The following is a 4109-nucleotide window of genomic DNA, read 5'->3' as shown; positions in this document are numbered from 1 at the left end:
CGGCCGGGCCGCGGGTGGGCACGGCCTCGGACGGGGAGGCGGACGCGGCGCCCGAGCAGCCGGTCAGCAGGGCTGACCCGGCGAGGGCACCGCCGCCCGCGGCTGCCGCGGCAAGCACCGACCGCCGCGGTATCCCGGCCGCCCCGGGGTCTGTTCGGAGGGAGGTCTCGGACATGGACGGGGGCGGCCCTTCACTCAGGGGCTCGGTTCGCCTCCGGGGCGCAGAAGCCCCTTCGGCTCACTCGCCCGGTAGCTATTCGTTCGACTGAACGATTGGGTGAGGTGCGTGAACGATAGCCAGCGGTTCCGCCCAGGCCAACCCTTCGTTCGCGGAAATTAACGGGGGTAACCCACTTGTTACCGACCGGCGCGGAGGGGGCGCGCTGCGCCCATCACGGTCCGCAAGCGCTCCCGCACACCGTCCACACGCTGTCCACGTGGTGAAAAACACCGAGCGTCGTCGGTTACGCCCCCGTACAGTGGCCGACATGCAGGTGATCCAGTCCACGAAGCTCGCCAACGTCTGCTACGAAATCCGTGGCCCGGTACTCGAGGAGGCGATGCGGCTGGAGGCAGCGGGTCACCGCATCCTCAAGCTCAACACCGGCAACCCGGCGACCTTCGGGTTCGACTGCCCGCCGGAGATCCTCGAGGACATGCTGCGCAACCTCGGCGACGCCCACGGGTACGGCGACGCCAAGGGGCTGCTCTCCGCCCGGCGCGCGGTGATGCAGCACTACCAGACCCAGGGCATCCACCTCGACGTCGAGGACGTCTTCCTCGGCAACGGCGTCTCCGAGCTGATCCAGATGTCGATGCAGGGGCTGCTCGACGACGGCGACGAGGTCCTCGTCCCCTCCCCCGACTATCCGCTGTGGACCGCCTCGGTCTCGCTCGCCGGCGGCACCGCCGTCCACTACCGCTGCGACGAGCAGGCGGACTGGCTGCCGGACCTCGCCGACATCGAGCGCAAGGTGACCGACCGCACCAAGGCGATCGTCATCATCAACCCGAACAACCCGACGGGCGCCGTCTACAGCGAAGAGGTGCTGCGCGGCATCACCGACATCGCCCGCCGCCACCAGCTGATCGTCTGCTCCGACGAGATCTACGACAAGATCCTCTACGACGGCGCCACCCACACCCCGACCGCCGCCCTCGCCCCGGACCTGCTGACGCTGACCTTCAACGGGCTCTCCAAGGCGTACCGCGTCGCGGGCTACCGCAGCGGCTGGCTCGCGGTCTGCGGCCCCAAGGCCCACGCCTCCAGCTACCTGGAGGGGCTGACGATCCTGGCCAACATGCGGCTGTGCGCCAACATGCCCGCACAGCACGCGGTGGCCGCCGCCCTCGGCGGCCGTCAGACGATCAACGACCTGGTACTCCCGGGCGGGCGGCTGCTGGAGCAGCGCGACACCGCGTACGAGCTGCTGACCCAGATCCCGGGCGTGAGCTGCGTGAAGCCGAAGGGCGCGCTGTACGCGTTCCCGAAGCTGGACCCCAAGGTCTACAAGATCAAGGACGACCGGCAGATGGTCCTCGACCTGCTGCGGGCCGAGAAGATCATGATCGTGCACGGCACGGGCTTCAACTGGCCGGAGCCTGACCACTTCCGCATCGTCACGCTCCCGGCGAAGAAGGACCTGGCCGACGCGGTGACCCGGATCGGGAACTTCCTCGACGGATACGGCCAGCCCTGAGCGACCGGAAGCGATCTTCTACAGAAGGCTCAACTTTAGACTGTGTCTAAGTTAGGATGGCCTCCTGAACGTTTGGAGGCCATCCATGTACGAGCCGATCCGCACCAAGTCGGTCCACACCATGGCCGAGCCCGAGCCCGACTTCCCCCACCGCTCCCGCGAGGAGGAGCTGGACATTCGGCTCGCCGGACATCTGACCGCGCTGCTGACCGTGACCGACGAGTTGCGCGCCCTCACCCCGGACCCGGCACTGGACGAGGCCGCCGAGCGCCTGGCCGACCAGGTCACCCGGCTGCGTGACGGCCGCGCCCCGCTGCGCGCCGCCCCCACCGCGGCCAGCGCCGACCCGGCCCACGTCGCCGCCCTCCACCAGCGTGCCCACACCCTGGCGGAATGGGCCCTGGTCATCGCCACCTCGCGCGAGGACGCGGCGGCCACCGAGCTCACCGCCGAGCGCCTGGAGGCGCATGCGGCGGGGCTGACCGTCGGGGTCTGAACGGGGACGGTCCGAACTGGGGCGGTCCGGGGCCATGGCGCACGATGGAGCCATGACCACCCTCACCCTCGTCCAGGGCGACATCACCGCGCAGCACGTCGACGCCATCGTCAACGCGGCGAACTCCTCCCTCCTCGGCGGCGGAGGCGTCGACGGCGCGATCCACCGGCGGGGCGGGCCCGAGATCCTCGACGCCTGCCGGAGCTTGCGCGCCTCCCGCTACGGCAAGGGGCTGCGCACCGGCCAGGCCGTGGCCACGACGGCGGGGCGGCTCGACGCCCGCTGGGTCATCCACACCGTGGGCCCGGTGTGGTCCGCCGCCGAGGACCGCTCCGGCCTGCTGGCCTCCTGCTACCGCGAGTCCCTGCGCGTCGCCGACGAACTGGGCGCGCGGACGGTCGCGTTCCCGGCGATCTCCACCGGCGTCTACCGCTGGCCGATGGAGGACGCCGCCCGGATCGCGGTGGAGACGGTCCGGACCGCGGACACGGCCGTCGAAGAGGTGCGCTTCGTCCTCTTCGACGAGCCCGCGTACGCGGCCTTCACGGCGCAGATCGATTAGAGGCCCTCAGGCGCCCTCGCCGAAGCGCGCCGCCTCCTTCGTCCAGGCCGCCGCCTGATCGCTGAGCGAGAGGCCGAGCCCGGCGCGGTTGGGGATGACCATGCGACCGTCGCGCAGCTCCATCCGCTCGTTGAACAGCGGCTCCAGCCACTCGAAGTGCTCGACCCACGCGGTGCGCGGGTAGGCCGCCGAGAGATGGGCGTGGATCTCCATCACGAAGTGCGGGGCGAGGCCGCGGCCCTTGTAGTCGGCGAGCGTCATGATCTGGAGGAACGGGGTGATGCCGCCGACCCGCGGGGCGTCGGGCTGTACGAAGTCGGAGGAGCCCGCCTCGATCAGCGCCGCGTGCTCATGCGCGCTGGTCAGCATCTCGCCGGTGGCTATGGGGGTGTCCAGGGTGGCGGCGAGGGCCGCGTGCCCCTCGGCGTCGTACGCGTCGAGCGGCTCCTCGATCCAGGTCAGGTCGAACTTCTCCAGCACCCGGCCGACCCGGGTGGCGGTGGTCCGGTCCCACTGCTGGTTGGCGTCCACCATGAGCGGTACGCCGTCCCCCAGATGCTCCCGTACGGTCTCCACCCGGGCGAGGTCCACGCGCGGGTCCGGCGAACCCACCTTGAGCTTGATCCCGGCGACGCCCCGGGCGCGGGCCAGGTCGATGTTCTCCAGCACCTGCTCGATGGGCGTGGAGAGGAAGCCGCCGGAGGTGTTGTAGACGCTGACCGCGTCGCGGTGCGCGCCCAGCAGCTTGGCCAGCGGCAGCCGCGCGCGCCGGGCCTTGAGGTCCCACAGCGCGATGTCGAACGCGGCGACCGCCTGCACGGCGGCCCCGCTGCGGCCCATGGACGCGCCCGCCCACACCAGCTTGTTCCACAGCCGGGCGATGTCGCTGGGGTCCTCGCCGATCAGCTCGGGCGCGATCTCCTGGGCGTGGGCGTACAGCGCGGGCCCGCCGGCCCGCTTGGAGTAGCTGAATCCGAGCCCCTCATGGCCGCCCTCGGTGCTGATCTCGGCGAAGAGGAAGGCCACTTCGGTGAGCGGCTTCTGCCGGCCGGTCAGCACCTTGGCGTCGCTGATGGGCGCGTGGAGCGGCAGGTACACCAGGGAGAGCCGGATCGCCGAGACCCGGTCGGTGCTCGCCTCGCCGGGAGCGGAGGCGAAGGGTTTGAAGGCGACGGATTCACTGGGCGCGACACTCATGCGGTGCTCTCCTCGGCATCGTGCTGGGGTCCAGGGCCTACCATCCGTCGCCGCACCGAAAACCGTCCAGACCCCATGTGTAGGGACTCCCCTCGATCACATCCCGCACAGAGAGGGCGCGTGCGCACAGGCCCGGGGCCCGCACCCTGTGGTG

The 4109-nt window shown here is 70.8% G+C and carries 4 protein-coding genes; 3 read left to right on the top strand and 1 reads right to left on the bottom strand.

What is annotated here, in order from left to right; genetic code table 11:
* Window positions 1-488: 488 nt before the first annotated feature.
* The 3 genes from EEJ42_RS33550 to EEJ42_RS33540 all read left to right on the top strand — a co-directional run bounded on the left by EEJ42_RS33550 (window position 489) and on the right by EEJ42_RS33540 (window position 2758).
* Complete coding sequence (locus EEJ42_RS33550) at window positions 489-1700, top strand: pyridoxal phosphate-dependent aminotransferase (protein ID WP_123105815.1); 1212 nt, start codon at window positions 489-491, stop codon at window positions 1698-1700.
* 85 nt (window positions 1701-1785) lie between these two features.
* Entirely contained in the window at window positions 1786-2196 is a 411-nt protein-coding gene (locus EEJ42_RS33545; RefSeq protein ID WP_123105813.1) for an SCO4983 family protein, read from the top strand.
* A gap of 52 nt (window positions 2197-2248) precedes the next feature.
* Complete coding sequence (locus tag EEJ42_RS33540) at window positions 2249-2758, top strand: O-acetyl-ADP-ribose deacetylase (protein ID WP_123105811.1); 510 nt, start codon at window positions 2249-2251, stop codon at window positions 2756-2758.
* A 6-nt stretch (window positions 2759-2764) separates the two neighbouring features.
* On the opposite strand, the gene EEJ42_RS33535 is transcribed toward EEJ42_RS33540, so the two are convergent.
* Complete coding sequence (locus EEJ42_RS33535; protein ID WP_123105809.1) at window positions 2765-3955, bottom strand: L-talarate/galactarate dehydratase; 1191 nt, start codon at window positions 3953-3955, stop codon at window positions 2765-2767.
* Window positions 3956-4109: the final 154 nt, after the last annotated feature.

The sequence above is a fragment of the Streptomyces botrytidirepellens genome, from assembly GCF_003721215.1.
GTDB lineage: Bacteria > Actinomycetota > Actinomycetes > Streptomycetales > Streptomycetaceae > Streptomyces > Streptomyces himastatinicus.
This window is presented reverse-complemented; position numbering and strand designations above follow the sequence as displayed.